Here is a 17,454-nt window from a genome sequence, read left to right on the forward strand (position 1 = left end):
GGTGCAAAGGATCATGACGTGTCTGGCAAAGGCGACAAAGCTCGCCGTTGCGATCACGCTGCTGTCGGCAGCGGTGACTGTGCAGGCTGGCACGGCCGCAGGCGAGATCATTCCGCTATATCCCAAGGGCGTCGTCGCCGCGCTCGGCGTCCCGGAAACGCGGGACGTCTTGCGCGAGACGGGCGAGACGATGATTTTCAACGTCAGCGATCCTACGTTGGAGCTGTTTCGTCCCGAACCGGCGCGCGCAACCGGCACGGCCGTCATCATCGCGCCGGGAGGCGGCTTCGTCGGCCTTGGTTATGAGGCTGGTGGCACCGCCGTCGCGCGTCAGCTGGCGCAGCGGGGCGTCACTGCGTTCGTACTCAAATATCGCACGATACGTAGCCCTGCCGACGCCATGCACATGCCCGAACTCCATATGAAGGAGATGGAAGTCATCATAGCGCGGGCAAAGAGCGGAGTGCCCGAAGAAGTGCCAGTCTTCGCCGGCGAGAAGCATGCCGTAGAGGCTGTCTCTTATACACATCTCGAGGAAAGCGCCTGAGGCTGTCTCTTATACACATCTCGAGGAAAGCGCCTGAGGCTGTCTCTTATACACATCTCGAGGAAAGCGCCTGAGGCTGTCTCTTATACACATCTAGATGTGTATAAGAGACAGCCCGAAATCCATATGAAGGAGATGGAAGTCATCATGGCGCGGGCAAAGAGCGGATTGCCCGAAGAAGTGCCAGTCTTCGCAGGCGAGAAGCATGCCGTAGAGGATGGCGCACGGGCCATGGCGATCGTGCGGGAGCGTGCCGCCAATTGGCGAATCGATCCAAAGCGCATCGGCTTCCTTGGCTTCTCCTCAGGCGCTTTCCTCGCGGCTGACCTTGCCATCGGCAACAGGGTTTCGCGGCCCGATTTCGTTGGACTGATCTATGGCGGGCTGCGTACGCCGGTTCCGTACGATGCCTCGCCGGCCTTCATCGCGGGCGCGGCGGACGACGCCTTCACGCCAGACGATCCTGTCCAGCTCTATACGGCGTGGCGGAAGGCGGGAGTTCCAGCCGAACTGCACCTGTACGAGCGCGGTGGGCACGGGTTCGACCTCAAGCCAAAAGGCACGACCAGTGACCACTGGTTCGAAGCCTTCTTGTGGTGGATGCAGTCTCGCGGCCTGATCGCAACGGTCAAGGATTAGGGACGGGTTTCCACCGCAAACGGATCCTTGGCAGGATCATCGTTCCAGACATATTCGCTGCCACGCGCCGTGCGATCCGCCATCTCGCGGCCGTAGAGCTTTTCGACAAGCCCCAGCGCCATGTCGGTACCCGCCGATACGCCCGATGAAGTGATATATTTGCCGTCGATTACCCAACGGGCGTGCCCCTGCCATGCGACCTTGCTCGACTGACTCGATGCCCAGGTGAAAGCGATTTTGTTGGACGTTGCCTTGCGGCCATCGAGAATGCCTGCCTTGGCCAGCAGGGCTGATCCCGTACAGACCGAGGTCGTCCATTGGGTGCCCTTGTCCTGCTTGCGCAGAAAGGCCAGCATGACCGGGTTGTTGACCTCGGTCCGCGTCCCCATGCCGCCTGGGATCATCACTATGTCGAACTGTGGCGCGGTATCGAACGAATAGGTCGTGACCGTGTCGATCCCCTGAGCCGATTTGATCGGACCTCCGTGCTGCGAGACCATGACGATCTGGTAGTCAGGAAGGCGTGCCCACATCTCCACCGGACCAAAGACGTCGAGCGTCTCGAATCCGGGGAACAGGACGATGCCGATCGTCTTGGGCTTGCTGACGGAATCAGCCGGCGCAGTCGACGCCGTCTGGCCGGTCGCGGTCGCTACGCTAGTCAGCGCCAGCATGCCGACGATAAGCAACATCGCAACGCCCAGACGGCGGAGGCAGGGCCATCTCAGGACATCGCAAGCAACGGGCGGAACTCCGCTCCCGCCGCGCGAATTTGGAAATCCCTGATAAAGCGTGTCTGTCATCGTTGGCTATAGATCCATGGTCAGGACTGCGGCCAGTCTTCGTCCTGGCAACACAGTATATCCTCCGCCGCCCGACACTTTCCAACCAAAAACATCAGTCACATTCTTTGCCTGAAGCCGCAGCAGCGTCGGAACGCCCGCTATCCGGGTACGATACCGCGCGCCCAGATCGATCACGGCCTGAGCAGGCAATGTCGCGCTGTTAGCAGCATTGGCGACCTTCTCGCCTTCATAGAGCATATGCACGTCAAACGACAGGGCCGGCATATTGGGCAAGCGATAGTCGAGGTTGGCATCAATGGTTAGGTTCGTGCGGCCGATTGGCTTCCTGCCCAGACGTCCCTCATCGACGGCCTGTCCCGTCACGCGAGGACGCAGATAGACTGCACCGATCACCATGTTCATGCCCGCGAAGGGCTGACCGGCGAGAGAGGCTTCCAGACCGCTATGCCGCACATCGCCCAGCGCGCGGTAATAGCCGTCGCGGCTGTCTATATCGAAATAAGGCTTGCGCAGGTCGAAGAGCGCCGCGACCAGCTTGATGCCGCCGGGCAGTTGCTGACGAAGGCCGATTTCCTTTTGCCGCGTATGCAGCGCAGGCAGGGCGAGGTTGCGGTTGACGGCGTTGGCGGGCGCTACGCCGCTTTCCTCCAGCCCGCGCGTTATCGCGCCATAGAATGTGGTCGTTCCGGTCGGCGTGATGGCGATCGCGGCGTTCCATAGCCAGGGGCGATCATGCACCAGGTCGACGGGCAAACCAGGCTGCGCGACCGTCTTGCGATAATCGGCCCGGGTGACGCCCAGATTGAATTCGCCAACCCCGCGCCAGCGCACTTCATAGCCCGCCGAATAATTTATTTGCCGCACCCGGTCACGGGTCCGTTCCCCAAATGCGAAGTCTGGCTGTTCCTGCGGGTCGGGCGCGCCGATCATGGCATCGCCAAGGTCGATCGTGTCGAAACCGCCATAGCGCGCCTCGGCCCTGCGTCCCCTTGCCGAGAACAGCAGGCGGTGCACCAGCGCGCCACTACCCAGGGTACGGCTTAACCTGGCTTCGCCAGATGTCGACACATTGCTCTGGTCCCGCCCGACCAGCAGCGTTGAACGGCCCATCCCTTGCGCGTTGACACCCGAATAATAGGCTGACGCATAATCCTCCCTGGTGAAACGGCTGTCGAACAGGCCCATGGCGATCTGCCACCGGCCAAGATTAGCCTTGATCGTGCCGCCGATATTGCGATTGTTGCCCGCCCAGTCGGCCCAGTCCTGCCCGAAATAGCGACGGCGCTTGATACGCGGCGGCGGCGCGCCGTCTGCGGTATAGATAACCGGCGCCTGTTCTTCATCGCCATATTGATAGCCCGCGACAAAGGCAGTCGCCTCGACGCCCTGCATCGGTCGGTAGCGCAGCACGCCGCCATAGCTGACAAACCACGCGCTCGCACCGCTGACATATTCGTCATCGTACAAGCCAAGGTCGAGATTGACGTCGAACTTCTCCGTCACTGGCAGGGCGGCGTCGACCACCAGATCGGTGCCCAGATAATCGCCGCTGTTGACCTGGACGCTGACCACAGGCTTGTCGCCGACCCGGCGCAGATCGGCATCAACGATGCCGGTCGGCGCGGGGAAGGGGTAGCCAAAGGCAGTGAGGCCGACCCTGACCGTGGAGCCACGCACGATCACATTGCTGATCTGGCCCGCCTTGTCGAAATAGAGTCCCTCGACACGGTTATTGCCGGCATCGCTGGCGGAAAAGCCCCGGACATTGCCGCTGGCATAGATGCCAACGGAATCACTGCCGACGCTTTTCCCGAAGCCGTCCTCCGCCTCGCGCACCGCATTTTCATCGGTGCGCTGCGCCAGCGCGGGCTGCGTCAACAGCCATGCGGAAAGAAGAAGCGGGCCAGCATATTTCCCGATCACAACGATAACACAAGCCTGCCCCGGACGGTACGCGGCGTGCCCGGAGTGATCCAGACATTGCTGTAGCTGCTTTCCAGATAATAGGCGTCGAACAGATTTTCCGCGTCCAGATGCACGGCAACATGGTCGTTGACCTGATAGGACAGGTTGAGGCGCGCGGTGACATAGTCTGGCAAGCGGAAGCCGCTGTTGACGTCATCGCCGGGCCGTTCGCCGACATAGGTGAGGCCCGCGCCCAGCCCGATTGATCCGGGATTGGTCGCGTTCGACTGCCAGTGGCCATAAATGGCTCCCGAATGACGTGGTACGTTGCTCAGGCCCGATCCCAGCAGCGCTGGCCGCGTGTCCTTCGTCACTTCCGCGTCGGTATAGGCGTAAACGGCGGTCAGGTTGAACCGCTCATCCAACGCATAATTCAGGTCGAATTCGAAGCCCCTGCTTCGGGCTTCTCCGGCCGCGATCGAAAAACCGCTGCTGGTGCCGTCGCTAACCAGGATATTCTTCTTGGTGATGCGAAATACGGACAGGGCGCCGGTCAACTGCTTGTCCAGCAACGCATATTTGACGCCGCCTTCCAGCGCTTGCCCGCGTTCCGGGGCATAGGGGTCCGAATTGGCGTCAACGCCCTGATTGAAGCGGAACGACCGGCCCCAACTGACATAGGCAGAGAGCGACTCGCTGGGCGCGAAGGTGAAGGCCGCGCGCGGCGAGGTAACGGACGGGCTTTGCCGGTCGACCGCGCCGCTGCGGTAGTTGTTGACGCGCTGGCGAATCCAGTCGTGCCGGACGCCAAGCAGCAGGCTGAAGCGGTCGTCGAGCGTCAGGAGATCCTGCGCGTAGACGCTCTCGCCGCGCTGCTGCTCCAGCAGGTTCTGATTGAGCGGTGCAACCGGCTTGGGTTGGCCATAGACCGGATTGAAGATGTCGATGTCATAGGGATTGGCCGCTGTCGGGCTGAAGCGGTAAAAGACGCGGCGCTGGTCATAGCGATAGGCATCAGCGCCGATCCGGATCTGGTGATTGACGCCGCCCGTCGTGCCGTTGGCGCTCAGTTCAACACGGCCGGACAGGTCCTGCCAGTCATAGTCGTGAATGCGCAGCTGCCGCCGAAGGCGCGTCCCGACCAGCGCGCTGTTATGCGTCGACTGGCCCTGCATCACGCCGTCGCGATACTGGACGCCCGCCTCCAGCGCTACACCCTCGGCAAGGTCGATCGTCACGCTACCCTGATGCTGCCCCGTGCGCTGAAGCATCTGACCGTCATTGGGTTCGCCCAGAAAGCGGCTGCGCGGCAGTACCTTGCCATCGCCATTTACCGCGACAAGCCCGCGATCATGGGTGAAATGCACCAGATTATATTCAAGCTGGTAGAGGAAGCGCACGCTGTCGCTTGGCTGCCAGGCGATCGAAGGCGCCAACAGCAGACGGTCGCTCTTGTTAAAGTCCCGGAAACTGTCGCCCTGCTGATAGACGGCGATCATCCGGGTGGCGACGGTTCCGGACACAGGGCCGCCAAAATCGGCGCTGCCACGGATTGTGTCGAAACTGGCATAGGACAGTTCGGTCGATGCGTGGAAATGGTCAAGCGGTGCCTTGGTGACGATGTTGATCGATCCGCCCGGTTCCCCCTTGCCCGACAAGGCGGAAGCCGGTCCCTTGAGCACCTGGAAGCTTTCGACCGTGGCCACGTCGCGACGCGCGTTGAACCCGCGATTGGCGTTGAAACGATTGAGCAACAGGTCCGGCCCCTGATTGATGTCACCGGAAAAGCCGCGAATGGCATAGGCGTCCCACGCGCCGCCAAAGCTGTTCTGTCGGGCCATGCCGCCAGCCAGATCGAACATTTGCGACAGATCGGTAAAGCCTGCTTCTTCGATCAGGTTGCTGCCAAGAATGCGCACATTCTGCGGAAGCAGCAGAGGGTCGACGACCAGACCGTTGATGCTGGCGTTTGCTTCCCGCGATCCGGTGACCAGAATATTGGTCTCGCTATCGTCAGGCGCGGGCTGCTGGGCCAGCGCGGACGGCGCAATGACGGAGACAGCGGACGCGAGCAACGCAAACCGCAGAGAAAAAATGTTCATGGAAGGCCCCCCCCTGTTCGATCAAATGATATAGAGTATCATTGACGATTGGCCCCCTAATGCGCTGACACCGCGAGCGCAAATGGAAAATGTTATAACGTCCCATTGACAGATTGCTGCATAGGCTAAATGGTCCGGGCCAACAGCCAAGGAGCATCATTCATGTCCCTGACCGCAATCGGCCAGCGCATCCTCTTGTCCGACGTCAACCTGTCCTATGGCAGCCATCATGTGCTGCGCGGCCTCAGCCTGCATGTCGATGCAGGAGAAATTTACGCGCTGCTGGGCGGCAACGGCGCAGGCAAATCGACGACCATGTCCACATTGCTTGGCTTTGCCAGACCCGACAGCGGAACCGTGTTGGTCGCAGGGCATGACCCGGCAGGGGCACCGGACAAGGCGCGGGAACAGATCGCCTATGTGCCGGAGAATGTCGCCCTCTACGAGCATCTGACAGCACGGGAAAATGCCGCATACCTGCTGGCGCTGGCGGGTCGTCACCCATCGCGGGACGCCATTGACGGCGCGTTCGAGGCGACCGGATTGCAGAATGCGGCCTGGGACAAGCGGCTTGGCGGCTTTTCCAAGGGCATGCGGCAGAAGGTGGCGATCGCCATCGCGTTGCTGCGCGAAGTGCCGGTGCTGTTGCTGGACGAGCCTTCTTCCGGCCTTGACCCCCGCGCCACCGCCGGGTTCAACAAGCTGGTCCATGATGTCGCCCGGAAAGGTGCGGCAGTACTGATGGTGACGCATGACTTGTTGTCGGCGGCCGACATTGCCGATCGCATTGGTTTTCTCGAGTCCGGTCGCATCGTCGATGAAGCAGCGGCGCAGGGCGAAGAGCGGTTCGACGTGCGCGAACTGCACAGGAAATTCGCGCGGGAGGTCGTCGCCGCATGAGCGCCATCAGCCTGATCGCGCGCGATGAACTACGCCTGATGCGGCGCAACCGGGTTGCTGTCATCGCCTTTGCGCTGCTCGTTCTGCTGACGCTGGCAGCAGCGCTCATCAGCTGGTCTCACCAGCGATCCATTGCCGAAACCCGCGCCCGCTTTCAGGCGCAGGCCAGCGAAGCGTTTGAGGCGCAGCCCGATCGCCACCCGCACCGGATGGTCCATTATGGCAATTTCATCTTTCGTCCGTTGGGACCGCTCGCCGCCTTCGATCCGGGCGTGGACGCCTTCGCCGGGAACAGCATGTTCCTGGAAGGTCATCGCCAGAACAGCGCCAATTTCGGCGATGTCCGCCAATCCTCCTTGCTGGTCCGCTTCGGCCAGTTGACGCCTGCGTTCGTCTTGCAGGTCATTGCGCCGCTGCTGCTGATCTTCCTGGGCTATGGGGCGGTCGCACGCGAGCGGGAACGCGGTACCCTGCGCCAGATGCTGGCGCAGGGCGTATCCGCACGCGCATTGATCCTGGGCAAGCTGCTTGCGCTGGCCATGGTCGCGGCCCTGGTGGGGCTTCCCGCCATGATCGCTTTCCTGCTGATCGCCGGGCAGCCGGGGGCGCTCGCCGGCCCCATGCTGGTGATCGCCATCGGTTATGCCGCCTATCTGGCGCTATGGGCGATCATCACCATCCTCATTTCCGGACTGGTGAAGCGCGGCCGCGACGCGCTGCTGGCGCTGCTCGCGCTATGGGCGGTCCTGGTGATCCTCGTTCCGCGAATTGCGCCGGACGTGGCATCGCAGACGCATATGCTGCCCACGCGCCTGGAAACCGACATTGCCATCGCGCATGATCTGCACAAGCTGGGCGACAGTCATAATCCCGACGATCCCTTTTTCACAGCGTTCAAGCAAAGGACGTTGCAGCAATATGGGGTGACGCGGGTCGAGGATCTGCCGGTCAACTATAAGGGGCTGCTGGCCGTGGAGGGCGAAAAGCTCACGTCGCGCCTGTTTGACGATTATGCCGATCGCAGTTTTGGCGTCCAGCGGGCGCAGAGCCGACTGACGGACGGCTTTGGCATCGTCAGCCCCGCCATTTCGCTGCGGCAATTGTCCATGGCGGCGGCTGGCACCGATCTGGAAGGGCATCGCCGTTTCCTCACGCAGGCGGAGGCCTATCGCTACGATATGGTGCAGCGGCTGAACCGGCTTCAGGCCGATGCCGTCAGCTACGCCAATGACACCGCGAGCGACGCAGGGGCCGATCAGCGCAAGCGCATCTCCGCCGGGCATTGGCACGAAATTCCGCCCTTCCGCTTCAAGGCGGCCAGCGCTGCCGAACTGGTGAAAGCCAGCCTGCCGGGGCTTGGCTTGCTTCTTAGCTGGCTCATACTCGCCGCGCTGGCGCTGGTGCCCGTCGCACGTCATCTTCAGAAAGCCCGTTCATGACCCTGATCGCCCACGAACTGCGCCTGTTGCTGCGCTCGCGCATGGCTGCGCTGGCGTTGCTGCTCGTCGCTCTTCTGTCCTGTGCCGCCGTGGCGGCAGGGATGGCGGAGATAAGTCGTCAGCGTGAAGTCATCGCGCGTATCCAGCCAAAGCAGGCGCAGGATATCGCCAGCATCGCCCAATGGGTCGACAGGGACAAGGATGCTGGAAGCGCCGCCTATTACAGCTTCCATGCGACCTGGGACACGCCAGCGCCGCTGGCCTTCGCAGCGCTCGGCCTGCGGGATGTCGCACCCTATATCCTGCGGGTCCGGGCGCTGGGACTGGAAGCGCAGCTCTATGACGGCGAAGCCTTCAATCCGGAACTGGCTCTGCCCGGCCGTTTCGATTTCTCCTTCGTCCTTGTCTATCTGACGCCGCTCTTCGTGATTGCTCTGTTCCACGACCTGGTGTCGGGCGAGCGGGAGGCGGGCCGACTGCGTATGCTCGACGCGCTGGTAGGAACGGGGCGTCATCTGTGGGCGCGGCGCGTAGGCTTGCGCGGCGGACTGCTGTTCCTGGCGCTCGGCGTGCCGCTTTCGGCCGGTGCGATCCTGTCGCATGTGCCCGTCGCTCAGTTGCTCGCCGTGCTGGGTCTCGTTGCCCTCTACCTCATCTTCTGGATCGGCGTCACGCTGCTGATCGGACGACTGCGCTGGAGTTCGGTCGCCAATGCTGCGACGCTGGCGGGCTTGTGGCTGGTGCTGACGCTGATCCTGCCGACTATTGCGCATGTCGCGATCAACCGGGCGATTCCGGTCGGTCAGGGTGTCGAAATAAGCCTGGCCCAGCGAGAGGCGGTGAACCGCGCCTGGGATATTCCGCGCGAAGATACGATGCGGGCCTTTTACGCCAATCATCCCGAATGGAAGGACAGCCCGCCTCTGCCCGCCGCCTTCCACTATAAATGGTATCTCGCCTTCCATCAGGTGGGTGACGAGAGCGTTGCGAAAAAAGTCGCGGACTATCGCAACGCCATAGAGGCGCGTGACGCGACCGCTCATGCTATTGGCTGGCTGCTGCCTTCGGTCGGGGTTCAGTCCGTGCTCGCGCGACTTGCCCAAACGGATATGCAGGCGCAGCTTGCCTATCAGGACCGGATCCGCGCCTTTCACAAGCGGCTCCGCAATTTCTACTATGGCTATCTGTTCACCGACACACCGTTCGGAAAGGCCGACTTTGACAAGGCGCCGAAATTCGAAGGCTGATGGCGTAGGCGTGGTGCGGTTTGAACAGGGTCACATGCGTGACGCAGTTAAAGTCTAACAGGCTGCGGAAAAAGGCGCTTGCCTTGATGTGGCATTGCTGATTCCAGGATCCCGTAGAGGGATGTTGAAGGGATCGGGATGCGCGGCGGTGATGAACGGAGCGAGGGGCTGTTCTCGTACGTGAGTTGCGAGGCTCGGGTGCCGGCGAACCATGCTCTTCGCGCGATCCGGGCGATTGTCGATGAAGCGCTCGAAGTGCTGTCCGCGGACTTCGACGGCCTGTATTCTCGTATCGGGAGGCCGTCGATCCCACCCGAGAAACTTCTTCGGGCCTTGCTCCTGCAGGCCTTCTATTCGATCCGCTCGGAACGCCAGTTGATGGAGCAGATGGACTACAACCTGCTCTTTCGCTGGTTCGTCGGCCTGGCGATGGATGCGCCGATCTGGGATGTCACGGTCTTCACCAAGAACCGCGAGAGGCTGCTGTCCGGGGACGTTGCCGCCAAGCTCCTGTCGGCCATCATCAACCAGCCACGCGTGCAAGCTCTTCTTTCGGACGATCATTTCTCGGTGGACGGCACGTTGATCGAAGCGTGGGCAAGCGCGAAAAGCTTCAGACCCAAGGATGAAGGCGGCCCCGGAGATGACGATGACGCCGGGTTGGCTTCCAGCCGCAGCGAGCAGGCAGCAGCGCCGACCGACCGTAATGCCGAACGCGATTTTCGCGGCGAGAAGCGCAGCAATGCAACCCATGCATCGACCACAGATCCTGATGCCCGACTATTCAAGAAGGCGCGCGGCCAGGCAGCGAAGCTGTGCCACATGGGCCATGTCCTGATGGAGAACCGCAACGGCCTCGTCGTCGATGCGATCCTCACCCACGCCACCGGCACCGCCGAACGCGAGGCCGCGCTGACCATGTTGGGCCGCATGGAAGGACGCCACCGGATTACACTGGGCGCGGACAAGAACTACGACACCGCCGCCTTCGTCGCGGCGCTGCGCGAGATGGAGGTCACCCCGCACGTAGCCCAGAACAACACCAACCGGCGCTCCGCCATCGACAGGCGCACGACACGCCATCCCGGCTACGGCCTCTCCCAGAAAATCCGCAAGCGGATCGAGGAGGTGTTCGGATGGACGAAGACCTGCGGCACCATGCGAAAGACCCGCCATCGAGGCCAGGACCGCGTCGGATGGTCCTTTACGCTCACCGCTGCCGCCTACAACCTCATCAGACTGCCAAAACTTCTGGCCGCGGCCTAATCGTGTCGCTCACGTCACCACGACCGCGCCAACGTGGCCGGTATCTCCGAATTTCACCCTGAAACGAGCGACAGACCAGTCCCCCTCCTTCGAACGCAGATCGACGGTGACCACTGCGGCGCCTTTTTCCGCAGCCTGCTAAACCGTCATCAGGGTCGGACGACGACCGCGGATATTGTTTCACGAATTTGAGGCATGACGTGAGCAGAGATGTAATGGAACGACCGCTGACCGAAGCCGCGCAGGTTGATCGCCGCCGTTTCGCCGCCGGGTTGGCGGCGGCGATCGGGGGCTTGGCAGTGGCCGGTTGCGCTCAGCGGTCCGCCATGCTGGTCAGCCCCGCGCGCCCGGCGCTGGGCTACGGCCCGACCATTGCCGACCCGGCGGGACTGATCGACCTGCCGGCGGGCTTTTCCTACCGGGTCATATCCCAGTTCGGTGACAGGATGAGCGATGGCCGTTTCGTGCCCGACCGGGCTGACGGCATGGGCTGCTTCGCGCTTCCCGGCGGTCGGCACGCACTCGTGCGCAATCACGAATTGCCGATCAACAGGATTGATGACGGTGCGATGCGGGGGCGGAATGCCGATTTCCCCACCTTTGCCCGCTTGTCCGATGGTCGCGCGCTGCCTGGCGGAACGACGACAATCGTCCTAGGTGATGCAAATGGGGACAGCGTCTCCCAGCATCTCAGCCTGGCAGGAACCTGTCTCTTATACACATCTAGATGTGTATAAGAGACAGGTCCTGGGTGATGCAAATGGGGACATCGTCTCCCAGCATCTCAGCCTGGCAGGAACGATCCGCAACTGCGCGGGCGGAACGACACCATGGGGCAGTTGGCTGAGCTGCGAGGAAGATATGACGCGCGCGGGCAATGGCGTCGGGCAGGATCATGGCTGGGTTTTTGAAGTACCCGCCGCCGCGCGCGGATTGGTGGACCCGCAGCCGATCCGCGCCATGGGCCGGTTCAATCACGAAGCCGCTGCCGTCGATCCGCGCACCGGCATCGTTTATCTCACAGAGGATCGGGACGATGGGCTGCTCTATCGCTTCCTTCCCAACGAACGCGGACAATTGCTCAAGGGCGGCCGCCTTCAGGCGCTGGCATTGCTCGATCCCGCGCGCACCGACAGCCGCAACTGGACCGGGGAAGACATGGCGCAGGGGCAATGGCTGCCGGTTCGCTGGATCGACCTGGATGGCACGGACGCACCTGACGATGATTTGCGTCTTCGCGGCAATCGGGCAGGGGCGCTGCGTTTTGCGCGGGGCGAGGGCATTCATTGGGGCGATGGCGAACTATTTTTCTGCTGCACATCCGGGGGATCAGCCAAGCTGGGCCAGATCATGCGCCTGCGACCCGGCGCGCCGAGGGCGGGAAGCGCCGCAGACCGGCTCCAGCTCTTCGTCGAATCCCGTGCCAAGACGATGCTGGACTTTGGCGACAATCTGACGGTCGCGCCAACGGGCCATCTGGTCGTTTGCGAGGATCAATATACGGATGTCGTCGCCAATCGCCTGATTGGCGTGACGCCGGCCGGTGCCACTTACGTCCTTGGCGCGCTCAAGATGCAGACCGAACTTGCCGGCGCCTGCTTCTCGCCGGATGGTCGCACCCTTTATGTCAACGCCTATAGTCCCGCCAAGACTTTGGCGATAACCGGCCCTTGGCAGACGGTCGTTCAGTGACACCGTCCGCCCCGAACCTCCAGGCATCGCCACAGGTCATTCGATGATCTAGTCCGGAACGACAGGCAGCCAGACGGCGCTGGCTGCCTCGCCGCCCCGGTGGATCGTCTCGGTTGCCTTCACATAGTCTTCGGGCTTGGCTTCCATGATCGAGTTCACCCAGCTTTGGGGGTTGCGATCATATAGCGGGAACAGGCTCGACTGCACCTGCACCATGATCCTGTGGCCCGGCAGGAACACATGGTCGACATTGGGGAGCGACCACTGGAAGGCATATGTCTTTCCCGGCTCCAGCGGCGCGGGGGTGGCAAAACCGTTTACGTAGCGGCCCCGGAATATCTCGATGCCGATGCCGAGCTGGTAGCCGGCCATGGCGGGATTGGGGGAATATTCATCGGGATAGACGTCGATCAGCTTGACCACGAAATCGCTGTCGCGTCCCGTGGTCGCCGCGCGCAGGTCCACCTTGGGCGCCCCCATGATGTGTACCGGCTTGTCGAGTATGCCGGTTGTGTAGCTCAACACATCGGGACGCCCATCGACGAAACGCTGATCATGGACCAGCCAGGTGCGCCACTCCTCGCCCTGCATATGGATCGGACGGGGCAGCATCGGCACGGGCTTGGCGGGATCGGAGACATAGCTGTCGCTGCCCGCCTCGGGCTTCGTCCAAGAAAGGCCGAAATTTGCGCCCAGATAGAGGGGGGTCGGTGTGCCTGCCGGCCAATGCTGCGACACGTCCCAGCGGTTTGCGCCGGTCGCATAGGTCAGAACCGGCGGCGTGTTGCAGGGGGACGGGTTGGTCTTGAGATGACAATCCAGAAATGGCTTCATGTAGCGCGTGCGGAACTGGAGCCCCGTGTCGCCTTCCCAGGTTAGCGGGCCGAGCGCGCGTGCTTCGTAATTGACCTGGGAATGGCGCCACGGGCCGATGACGAGGCTGACCATGTCATTGGCCGTGTCCTGCTTTTCCAGCGCATGATAGACTGCCGGGGCGCCGTAGCTGTCCTCCTGATCCCATTGGCCAACGACCAACATGGTCGGAACCGTCAGCTTCCGCTTCTCCAGCAATTTGTCGACCGCCTGCCCCTGCCACCATGCATCGTAGCTGGGATGCTCCAATACCTTGCGCACCACCGGAAGGTCCAATAGGCCGTAGGCCCTGGCATAGTCAGCCGCCGATCCCGCTTCCAGATAGGCGGTATATTCATCCCCCGTGCCCTTGGGCACCGGGCCGCCGCCCTTCTTCACAGTCTGGCCAAGATCGTAGTCGAAGCCGAAGGTGCGGAACGCGCCGTTGTGGAACCAGTCGTCGCCCATCCATCCGTCGACCATCGGACTTTGCGGCACCGCCGCCTTCAGCGCCGGATGCGGATCGACCAGCGCCATCAGCGAGGTGAAGCCCAGATAGGAGGAGCCGGTGATGCCGACGTTCCCGTTGCTCTCCTTCACATTCTTCACCAGCCAGTCGATCGTGTCATAGGCATCGGTGGCGTGATCGACCTTGGTAGGATTAAGGGGGCCGCGCAGCGGGCGGTTCATGACATAGTCGCCCTCCGACCCGTCAAGGCCACGCACGTCCTGATAAACGCGAATATAGCCGTCATTGACGAACTCCGCGTCCATGACGGGCAGTATCTCTTCAATCTTCTGGCTGCGGTTGCGGCTCGTCGACTTGTCGGCATTATAGGGTGTGCGGCTCAGCAGGATCGGCGCATCGGTCACGCCCTTGCGATAGACAATGACCGTATAGAGCTTCTTGCCGTCGCGCATGGGGATCATCACCACCTTGCGCACATAGTCGGCCTGCGGACGGACCCAGTCATAGGCCTTGACCTGCTCGTTCATCATCGTGTCGGTCAGCGGTGCCTGCTGCGTCGGCGCTGCGGCAGCCGACAGCGTCCATCCGCAGAAGGACAGGCATATTGCGCTGGCCAATTGGCGGCGGAAGGAAGTCTTGAATTTCTCGTTGTTGATCATGTCCTATTGTCCTCCCGATGCGACACATCATCCTATGCGGCGTCGAACCCTGTGTTGGTCGGCTTGGTCGCGACCGCCAGATGCGCAGTCCCCGGCATGCGGATGATATCGTCCTCGCGCCATCGATCCAGCATCGTTTCCGCCTGTGCGATGACGGCGCGGCGATCGTCCTCGCTCAGTCCGGCGATCAACGGGTTCGAACCGATCATCGCGCTGTCGCTGCCCAATATATCGGCGGGCAGGAGAATGTCATGGGTTCGACTGTGCAGCACAACCTGCACCAGCCCCGCGGCTTCGAGCGCGGCGATGAGGCGATCGCCGTCATCCAGCGCCATCATGCCGGGAATACCCATGTCGATCGCGACGTCGGGCCATAGTGTCAGCCGCGCCTGCGCCAATAGCTGGTTGGGGCCGAAGCCATAGGGGTTTGCCGCCACACCAAGCACGGCAAGGCCGCCGGGGCGCAGTACGCGCGCCATTTCCGCAAGGCCTGCGCGCCAATCAGGGAATAGCGGTACCCCAAAGACCGAGCAGACGCGATCGAAATGGTCTGACGGCAAATCGAGCGCCTGACCATCCATCTGCCGGGCCTCGATAGCAAGGCCGGCAGACCGGACGGTGAGGCGATCGATCATTCCCGTGGAAAAATCGACGGCGGTGACATTTGCGCCAGCCGCCGCCGCGGCTAGCGCCAGCGCGCCGGGACCGGTTGCGATGTCGAGCAGGGACATCCCCGGCTCGATATCGGCCAGCACCACGGCATCGCGGCAGAATTGGCCCGTGAACGGCTCCGCGCCCATGACATAGGCATCCGCCGTTTCGTCCCAATAGGCTGCCGTCTGAATGGGTTGCGCCACGTCAGCGCGCCTTGAGTTCGGTCACCAGCCAAGGCGCGGGGTAAAGTTTCTCCAGCGCTTCCTGCACCGCATCGGTCGAAACGACCACGGTGCGGTTGAGCGACGGATCATAACCGTAATTGCCGCCCAGCGAATGGATGTTGCCATCAAAGGCCGCGCCGATCACCGCGCCGCTGCGATCGATGACGGGACTGCCGGAATTGCCCCCGATAATGTCGTTGGTGGTCACGAAATCATAGGTTGTAGCGGGATCGATTGCGCCACGATGCGCGGCAAAAGCCGTTGGCAGGTCGAACGGTGCGCTGCCGGTCGCGCGATCGAACGTGCCACCCATGGTCGTGGAATAGGGGACCGGCTTGCCGCGTTCGGTCCAGCCTTTCACCTGGCCATAGCTGATGCGCAGGGTGAAGGTCGCGTCGGGATAGAGCGCGTCGCCATAGGCCGCGAAGCGCGCCTCGGCGAGCTTGCCGCCGGCTGCGGTCAATGGTCCCTGGTAATTTTCGTCGACCAGACGTTTGAGGGCGCGCTGACGCGGTTCGAGTTTCAGGGCATATTGGATCAGCGGATCCTTGGACGCCTCTATCGCCTGCAACCCGCCTTCCCATAGCTGGCGACGATATTCAGGGTCGGAAAGACGGGTCTGCGACACCAGCCGTTCGGCCAGTTGTTCGGGACTCTCCTTGCCCAGCAGCAATTGCGTATCCGGATCGTCCACGCCCAGATATTCGCGCGCCTTGGACAGGCTCCAGGACAGTTGCAGCTTTTCCAGCCATGGATAGAGCGGCCGCTTGTCCAATATCTGCTTTTCCAGCAGCGGCAGCGCGCTGTCAGTGTAGCCCGGCAAGCGTTCGCTATTGGGTTTGGCCTTTTCCTTCGCCGCCATCACCAGGGCTTCGGCATAGCCATAAAGATCGCTCGATGGCGTGATGAAACGGTAGGGGAGGTAGAGCGTGCGATAGGCCTGTACGGCCGCGCTCACATCCTTCCATGGGTCGCCTATGGCCGCATTGCCGCCGCTGCGCCCGCGCAGATCCGTTTCTGCCTTAGCCAGCCCGCCGGTAAAATCGGGGTCGTTCAGCGCCTTGGTCCGGCCGATATAGACTTTGAGCGAGTTTTCGATGCCGTTTAGCATATCGAGCCCTTCGCGCTGCCTTTCCGGGCTGGTTTCCATCGCGGCGATCAGTCGTCCGCGCAGTTCGGACAGGACAGCGACCGTGATTGGCAGGCGTACTTCGCGCTCGAACGCGAACTGGCTCTGCGTCCATAGCCGCGCCGTTGAGCCCGGATTACCAACGACGAAGGTCAGTTCATCCTGCTTGGGCGCACGCGGGCTCCAGGTGAGATGATCGGAAGGCTTGACCGGCTTCCCGTTTTCATAGGCACGCAGGAAACTGGCATCGAGCGAGTAGCGGGGAAAGTTGAAATTGTCTGGATCACCGCCGAAGGTCGCTGCCCGGTCCTCCGGCGCCCATACCAGCCGCACGTCGGAATATTTGCGATAGGTATACAGCTTATACTGTCCCCCACCGAACAGGGTTACGACCTGGCACCGCGTCGTCTTGCGATCGGGGCAGCCATCCGCCTCCACCTTCGCAATGGCGGCGTCGCGCGCGCGGGTCAGCGCTTCGCCTGACATGCCCTTATAGGCGTTCTGCACAGATCCGGTGACATCGGCGATGGCGGTCACGATTTCAGCCTGCTGGCCGGGGCACAGCTTTTCATCTTCGCGGCGGGCAGCGATGAAACCCTTGTCGAGCAAATCGGCTTGTGCGGTGCTGTTGTCGAACAGGCAACTCGCAACGCAGTGGTGATTGGTGAGAATCAGGCCTGCGCTCGATACGAAGCTTGCCGAACAGCCGCCGGTCAGCCGGACCGCTGATTTGCGGACATGGTCCAGCCAAGCCTGATCGGGGGCCCAGCCATAGCGATCGCGCACGGATTTTGCCGGAAATGAATCGAAGGTCCACATGCCTTCCTCAGCTGCGGCTGGACCGGCTGCGATGATCGCGAGCGAGAGGATGGCGGGATACCGCGCCAATGTGTGAAGGAACGTCATGCACCTGCCTCCGGGTCG

General features: G+C 62.2%; 14 protein-coding genes. 8 read left to right on the plus strand and 6 right to left on the minus strand.

The features are described from left to right. Window positions 1–13 precede the first annotated feature (13 nt). Both FE851_RS16225 and FE851_RS16230 read left to right on the plus strand, forming a co-directional pair. A complete protein-coding gene (locus FE851_RS16225) occupies window positions 14–547 on the plus strand; it encodes an alpha/beta hydrolase (RefSeq protein ID WP_145204705.1) in 534 nt (177 codons plus the stop codon). A gap of 99 nt (window positions 548–646) precedes the next feature. Beyond that, the gene (locus FE851_RS16230; RefSeq protein ID WP_222422959.1) at window positions 647–1,186 is read left to right on the plus strand and encodes an alpha/beta hydrolase; all 540 of its coding nucleotides are present in this window, start codon (window positions 647–649) and stop codon (window positions 1,184–1,186) included. On the opposite strand, the gene FE851_RS16235 is transcribed toward FE851_RS16230, so the two are convergent. From FE851_RS16235 to FE851_RS16245, 3 genes are all read right to left on the minus strand, one after another. Beyond that, a complete protein-coding gene (locus tag FE851_RS16235) occupies window positions 1,183–1,878 on the minus strand; it encodes a DJ-1/PfpI family protein (protein WP_222422960.1) in 696 nt (231 codons plus the stop codon). The genes FE851_RS16230 and FE851_RS16235 overlap by 4 nt on opposite strands. Window positions 1,879–1,995: 117 nt before the next feature. Next, the gene (locus FE851_RS16240; protein ID WP_145204708.1) at window positions 1,996–3,915 is read right to left on the minus strand and encodes a TonB-dependent receptor; all 1,920 of its coding nucleotides are present in this window, start codon (window positions 3,913–3,915) and stop codon (window positions 1,996–1,998) included. Further along, window positions 3,912–5,999, minus strand: coding sequence for a TonB-dependent siderophore receptor (locus tag FE851_RS16245; RefSeq protein ID WP_145204711.1), 2,088 nt, complete (start codon window positions 5,997–5,999; stop codon window positions 3,912–3,914). Before FE851_RS16245 ends, FE851_RS16240 begins: the two co-directional genes overlap by 4 nt. Before the next feature lie 162 nt (window positions 6,000–6,161). Here FE851_RS16245 and FE851_RS16250 point away from each other — a divergent pair, with 162 nt between their 5' ends. The 6 genes from FE851_RS16250 (at window position 6,162) to FE851_RS16270 (ending at window position 12,543) form a co-directional block, all read left to right on the plus strand. Further along, window positions 6,162–6,899, plus strand: a complete 738-nt coding sequence (locus FE851_RS16250; protein ID WP_145204714.1) for an ABC transporter ATP-binding protein — start codon at window positions 6,162–6,164, stop codon at window positions 6,897–6,899. After that, the gene (locus FE851_RS16255; protein WP_145204717.1) at window positions 6,896–8,338 is read left to right on the plus strand and encodes an ABC transporter permease; all 1,443 of its coding nucleotides are present in this window, start codon (window positions 6,896–6,898) and stop codon (window positions 8,336–8,338) included. The genes FE851_RS16250 and FE851_RS16255 overlap by 4 nt, the downstream gene beginning before the upstream one ends. Continuing rightward, complete coding sequence (locus tag FE851_RS16260) at window positions 8,335–9,585, plus strand: DUF3526 domain-containing protein (RefSeq protein WP_145204720.1); 1,251 nt, start codon at window positions 8,335–8,337, stop codon at window positions 9,583–9,585. The genes FE851_RS16255 and FE851_RS16260 overlap by 4 nt, the downstream gene beginning before the upstream one ends. A 138-nt stretch (window positions 9,586–9,723) precedes the next feature. After that, window positions 9,724–10,851 carry an IS5 family transposase gene (locus tag FE851_RS16265; protein ID WP_103098074.1) on the plus strand — a complete coding sequence of 376 codons (1,128 nt, stop codon included), beginning with the start codon at window positions 9,724–9,726 and terminating at the stop codon, window positions 10,849–10,851. Between the two features lie 215 nt (window positions 10,852–11,066). Next, window positions 11,067–11,588 carry a PhoX family protein gene (locus tag FE851_RS26880; RefSeq protein WP_261371007.1) on the plus strand — a complete coding sequence of 174 codons (522 nt, stop codon included), beginning with the start codon at window positions 11,067–11,069 and terminating at the stop codon, window positions 11,586–11,588. Next, entirely contained in the window at window positions 11,518–12,543 is a 1,026-nt protein-coding gene (locus FE851_RS16270) for a PhoX family protein (protein ID WP_261371008.1), read from the plus strand. Before FE851_RS26880 ends, FE851_RS16270 begins: the two co-directional genes overlap by 71 nt. A 48-nt stretch (window positions 12,544–12,591) precedes the next feature. On the opposite strand, the gene FE851_RS16275 is transcribed toward FE851_RS16270, so the two are convergent. The 3 genes from FE851_RS16275 to FE851_RS16285 all read right to left on the minus strand — a co-directional run bounded on the left by FE851_RS16275 (window position 12,592) and on the right by FE851_RS16285 (window position 17,436). Then, a complete protein-coding gene (locus FE851_RS16275; protein WP_261371060.1) occupies window positions 12,592–14,394 on the minus strand; it encodes a CocE/NonD family hydrolase in 1,803 nt (600 codons plus the stop codon). Between the two features lie 161 nt (window positions 14,395–14,555). Next, window positions 14,556–15,380: a class I SAM-dependent methyltransferase gene (locus FE851_RS16280; protein ID WP_222422961.1), complete on the minus strand. Its 825-nt coding sequence runs from the start codon at window positions 15,378–15,380 to the stop codon at window positions 14,556–14,558. 1 nt (window position 15,381) lies between these two features. Then, window positions 15,382–17,436: a S46 family peptidase gene (locus tag FE851_RS16285; protein ID WP_145204722.1), complete on the minus strand. Its 2,055-nt coding sequence runs from the start codon at window positions 17,434–17,436 to the stop codon at window positions 15,382–15,384. Between the last annotated feature and the right edge of the window lie 18 nt (window positions 17,437–17,454).

This window comes from Sphingobium sp. B2, from assembly GCF_007693735.1.
Taxonomy (GTDB): Bacteria; Pseudomonadota; Alphaproteobacteria; order Sphingomonadales; family Sphingomonadaceae; genus Sphingobium; species Sphingobium xenophagum.